We start from the raw sequence: 5768 nt of genomic DNA, 5'->3' as shown, positions 1-5768 counted from the left end.
GGTCGGGCTTTTCGCTGCAAGTCCTCGTCCAAAGGTTGGTTTTTGTCGGGCTGTGCTCGGCTTCTTTGGTCGCCGGCTCAACCCGCAAAAACACAAACCTTTCTCCTGCGGGCTTTCCGCTACTATCCCTCACGCAAGTCCAGTGCATCAAAGCATTTTAAACCAAATCAATTCCAAAAAAAGTAGCAGTGTTCAGTGTTCAGTTCTTAATCAACCTAATCTTCGTGCCTTTCTTTCTGTGTGGCAAAACAAAAGAATCTGAATCAAGTTCAGATTAAACAAAAAACCCCTCATGTTTCCATGAAGGGTTTCTAAAAGAAGGCGGCGACATACTCTCCCACAAATTGCAGTACCATCTGCGCAGGCGGGCTTAACTTCTCTGTTCGGAATGGGAAGAGGTGAGCCCCGCCGCAATAACCACCTTAAAAGGTTAAATTGCTTTAGGCAATTTTTCAATGATTAAACGAATTATCCATTGAATAATATCTTAACATACTGAGATAAAAATTAATTTAGTAGAAAGTTTTACTCCCCCGACCGTAACCGGGGGAACTTTGTTCACATAAACTTACGGGTTATTAGTACTACTCGACTATGACATTACTGCCTTTACATCTATAGCCTATCAACGTGGTCATCTTCCACGACCCTTTAAAGAAATCTCATCTTGTGGTGGGTTTCGCGCTTATATGCTTTCAGCGCTTATCCCTTCCAAACGTAGCTACTCTGCGGTGCTCCTGGCGGAACAACAGATACACCAGCGGTTTGTCCAATTCGGTCCTCTCGTACTAGAATCAGATCCACTCAAATTTCTAACGCCCACAGTAGATAGAGACCGAACTGTCTCACGACGTTCTGAACCCAGCTCGCGTGCCACTTTAATGGGCGAACAGCCCAACCCTTGGGACCTTCTCCAGCCCCAGGATGTGACGAGCCGACATCGAGGTGCCAAACCCCCCCGTCGATATGAGCTCTTGGGGGAGATCAGCCTGTTATCCCCGGCGTACCTTTTATCCTTTGAGCGATGGCCCTTCCATGCGGAACCACCGGATCACTATGCTCTACTTTCGTACCTGATCGACCTGTATGTCTCTCAGTCAAGCTCCCTTATGCCATTGCACTCTACGCACGGTTACCAAGCGTGCTGAGGGAACCTTTAGAAGCCTCCGTTACTCTTTTGGAGGCGACCACCCCAGTCAAACTACCCACCAAGCAATGTCCCCGCCATAGGCGGGTTAGACCTCAGATAAGCAAAGGGTGGTATTTCAACAATGACTCCACAACGCCTAGCGACGCCACTTCATAGTCTCCCACCTATCCTACACATCACTTATCCAAGACCAATACTAAGCTATAGTAAAGGTGCACAGGGTCTTTTCGTCCCACTGCGGGTAATCGGCATCTTCACCGATACTACAATTTCACCGAGCTCATGGCTGAGACAGTGTCCAGATCGTTACACCATTCGTGCAGGTCGGAACTTACCCGACAAGGAATTTCGCTACCTTAGGACCGTTATAGTTACGGCCGCCGTTTACTGGGGCTTCAATTCAATGCTTCTCATTGCTGATGACATCTCCTCTTAACCTTCCAGCACCGGGCAGGTGTCAGGCCCTATACTTCATCTTACGATTTGGCAGAGCCCTGTGTTTTTGATAAACAGTCGCCTGGACCTTTTCACTGCGGCCCCGATTGCTCGGGGCGACCTTTCTCCCGAAGTTACAGGTCTATTTTGCCTAATTCCTTAGCCATGAATCTCTCGAGCACCTTAGGATTCTCTCCTCGACTACCTGTGTCGGTTTACGGTACGGGTACTTATTATCTAAGTTTAGAAGCTTTTCTTGGCAGCCTTTAGGTACACTATCTCTTTGTCCGAAGACTCCGAGTACTTTCAGCCTTTACCATCCCAAACGGATTTGCCTATCTGGGATATAGCTACAGCCTTAAACGAACTATTCCGTCAGTTCGCGGTACTTTCACCACTGCGTCACTCCATCACAACAATAAGTAGTACGGGAATATTAACCCGTTGGCCATCGACTGTCCCTTTCGGGTTCGCCTTAGGTCCCGACTAACCCGCAGCTGATTAGCATAGCTGCGGAAACCTTAGTCTTTCGGTGTGCGGGTTTCTCGCCCGCATTATCGTTACTTATGCCTACATTTTCTTTTCTAACCGGTCCAGCATACCTCGCGATACACCTTCAACCCTGTTAGAATGCTCCCCTACCACTCTACAACTTAATGTAAAATCCATAGCTTCGGTAATATGCTTATGCCCGATTATTATCCATGCTCGTCCGCTCGACTAGTGAGCTGTTACGCACTCTTTAAATGAATGGCTGCTTCCAAGCCAACATCCTAGCTGTCTGGGCAGACAAACCTCGTTTTTTCAACTTAGCATATATTTGGGGACCTTAGCTGATGGTCTGGGTTCTTTCCCTCTCGGACTTGGACCTTAGCACCCAAGCCCTCACTGCTGGTAAACATTATATAGCATTCGGAGTTTGTCAGGAATTGGTAGGCGGTGAAGCCCCCGCATCCAATCAGTAGCTCTACCTCTATATAACTTTATGACCAACGCTGCACCTAAATGCATTTCGGGGAGTACGAGCTATTTCCGAGTTTGATTGGCCTTTCACCCCTACCCACAGGTCATCCGAAGACTTTTCAACGTCAACCGGTTCGGACCTCCACTATGTGTTACCACAGCTTCATCCTGCCCATGGGTAGATCACACGGTTTCGCGTCTAACACTACTGACTAAAGCGCCCTATTCAGACTCGCTTTCGCTACGGATCCGTGACTTAATCACTTAACCTTGCCAGCAACGTTAACTCGTAGGCTCATTATGCAAAAGGCACGCCGTCATCCGCCGAGGCGGACTCCGACCGCTTGTAAGCGTATGGTTTCAGGATCTATTTCACTCCGTTATTCACGGTTCTTTTCACCTTTCCCTCACGGTACTGGTTCACTATCGGTCTCTCAGGAGTATTTAGCCTTAGCGGATGGTCCCGCCAAATTCAGACAGGGTTTCACGTGCCCCGCCCTACTCAGGATACCACTATCCTTATCTTCTCTTACTTATACGGGGCTATCACCCTCTATGGCTTACCTTTCCAGGTAATTCTAATTCAATCCGCAAGAAATATCGTGGTCCTACAACCCCAATATTGCCGTAACAACATTGGTTTGGGCTAATCCGCGTTCGCTCGCCACTACTTACGGAATCACTTTTGTTTTCTTCTCCTCCGCCTACTTAGATGTTTCAGTTCAGCGGGTTTGCTCACCTATCGGTGTGACATGTCTTCAACATGCCGGGTTGCCCCATTCGGGTATCTACGGATCAATTCGTGTGTGCCAATCCCCGTAGCTTTTCGCAGCTTATCACGCCCTTCTTCGCCTCTGAGAGCCTAGGCATCCCCCATACGCCCTTATTTTGCTTATGTGCCGTCTTGTTATTAATAACAAGACCTTGCAAAATCGTAACAGTGTTACGACTCTACGTTTTCTTATACAAACGTAATTGCTTACGCCTATACGTATTTTCTACTTTTTAAATGTTTTATCTCAATATGTCAATGAACTTTCCAGTTTTCAGTCTTCAGCAATCAGTAGGCAGTTATCCTGCTTACTGTAAACTGCGACTATTTACTGCTTTGGTGGAGAATATCGGAGTCGAACCGATGACCTCCTGCGTGCAAGGCAGGCGCTCTAGCCAGCTGAGCTAATCCCCCGTCTTTTAGTTGTCAGTTAACAGTTATTAGTTAACAGTACTTATAACGGCTCACTCAACCCCTAGAATTTCCTTTATTCTGAATTTATTTCAGAATCTAAGCCTAAAATAGTAGTCCCGCCCAGACTCGAACTGGGGACCCCTACATTATCAGTGTAGTACTCTAACCAGCTGAGCTACGAGACTATATTGATTCTTGACTTTGGATTTGAGATTTTTGATTTTGCAATCCTTCAATCTATTATCTGCAATCTTAAATCTACTATCTTTTTTGCTTATTGTATTATTTGAATTAACAGCGAGAGTAAAATCAATCTCTTGATTATTTTCTTTTACCCAGAAACTTATTATGTCTCTAGAAAGGAGGTGTTCCAGCCGCACCTTCCGGTACGGCTACCTTGTTACGACTTAGCCCCAGTTACCAGTTTTACCCTAGGCAGCTCCTTGCGGTCACCGACTTCAGGTACCCCCAGCTTCCATGGCTTGACGGGCGGTGTGTACAAGGCCCGGGAACGTATTCACCGGATCATGGCTGATATCCGATTACTAGCGATTCCAGCTTCACGGAGTCGAGTTGCAGACTCCGATCCGAACTGAGAACGGTTTTGTAGATTCGCTCCAACTTGCGTTGTGGCTGCTCTCTGTACCGTCCATTGTAGCACGTGTGTAGCCCAAGGCGTAAGGGCCGTGATGATTTGACGTCATCCCCACCTTCCTCACAGTTTGCACTGGCAGTCTCGTTAGAGTTCCCGACATGACTCGCTGGCAACTAACAACAGGGGTTGCGCTCGTTATAGGACTTAACCTGACACCTCACGGCACGAGCTGACGACAACCATGCAGCACCTTGTAAATTGTCTTGCGAAAGTTCTGTTTCCAAAACGGTCAATCTACATTTAAGCCTTGGTAAGGTTCCTCGCGTATCATCGAATTAAACCACATGCTCCACCGCTTGTGCGGGCCCCCGTCAATTCCTTTGAGTTTCAAACTTGCGTTCGTACTCCCCAGGTGGGATACTTATCACTTTCGCTTAGCCACTGAACTTGCGCCCAACAGCTAGTATCCATCGTTTACGGCGTGGACTACCAGGGTATCTAATCCTGTTCGCTACCCACGCTTTCGTCCATCAGCGTCAATATATTGTTAGTAACCTGCCTTCGCAATTGGTATTCCATGTAATATCTAAGCATTTCACCGCTACACTACATATTCTAGTTACTTCACAATAATTCAAGCCCTACAGTATCAATGGCAGTTTCCTAGTTGAGCTAGGAGATTTCACCACTGACTTATAAGGCCGCCTACGGACCCTTTAAACCCAATGATTCCGGATAACGCTTGGATCCTCCGTATTACCGCGGCTGCTGGCACGGAGTTAGCCGATCCTTATTCTTACGGTACCGTCAAGCCCCCTCACGAGGGGGTGTTTCTTCCCGTATAAAAGCAGTTTACAATCCATAGGACCGTCTTCCTGCACGCGGCATGGCTGGGTCAGGCTTGCGCCCATTGCCCAATATTCCTCACTGCTGCCTCCCGTAGGAGTCTGGTCCGTGTCTCAGTACCAGTGTGGGGGATCTCCCTCTCAGGACCCCTACCCATCATCGTCTTGGTAAGCCGTTACCTTACCAACTAACTAATGGGACGCATGCTCATCTTGTACCGATAAATCTTTAATAATAGGTCGATGCCGACCCAATATACTATGAGGCATTAATCCAAATTTCTCTGGGCTATTCCTCTGTACAAGGTAGATTGCATACGCGTTACGCACCCGTGCGCCGGTCTCAAGGAAGCAAGCTTCCTCTACCCCTCGACTTGCATGTGTTAGGCCTGCCGCTAGCGTTCATCCTGAGCCAGGATCAAACTCTTCATCGTATATTTTTTGAGCTAATAAATTAGCTGCATTTTTTGGACAAAGTTTACTAGGTATTCTTTAATCTCTCGATTAGCCTTACTCTCTCTTTTTTTTCGATTAAACATTACTGTCTAATCGTGCTGTCAATTCAATATGTCTATGAACGTGTCTTCTTGTTTT

Annotated in this window: 2 tRNA genes and 3 rRNA genes; all 5 read right to left on the bottom strand. The window is 47.1% G+C overall.

Annotation, left to right across the window (positions count from 1 at the left end):
- Positions 1-316: 316 nt before the first annotated feature.
- The 5 genes from rrf to B0I10_RS15435 all read right to left on the bottom strand — a co-directional run bounded on the left by rrf (position 317) and on the right by B0I10_RS15435 (position 5608).
- Positions 317-425 (bottom strand): 5S ribosomal RNA (gene rrf / locus B0I10_RS15455).
- 133 nt (positions 426-558) lie between these two features.
- Positions 559-3446, bottom strand: a 23S ribosomal RNA gene (locus tag B0I10_RS15450).
- 211 nt (positions 3447-3657) lie between these two features.
- Positions 3658-3734 (bottom strand) — tRNA-Ala (locus tag B0I10_RS15445).
- A 111-nt stretch (positions 3735-3845) separates the two neighbouring features.
- Positions 3846-3919 (bottom strand) — tRNA-Ile (locus B0I10_RS15440).
- Positions 3920-4092: 173 nt separating this feature from the next.
- Positions 4093-5608, bottom strand: a 16S ribosomal RNA gene (locus B0I10_RS15435).
- Together the 16S, 23S and 5S rRNA genes with 2 tRNA genes alongside form the textbook arrangement of a ribosomal RNA operon.
- Between the last annotated feature and the right edge of the window lie 160 nt (positions 5609-5768).

Source organism: Flavobacterium lacus, assembly GCF_003268815.1.
Lineage (GTDB): Bacteria > Bacteroidota > Bacteroidia > Flavobacteriales > Flavobacteriaceae > Flavobacterium > Flavobacterium lacus.
Note: the sequence above shows the minus strand (reverse complement) of the source record. Positions and strands in the feature narration are given on the sequence as shown.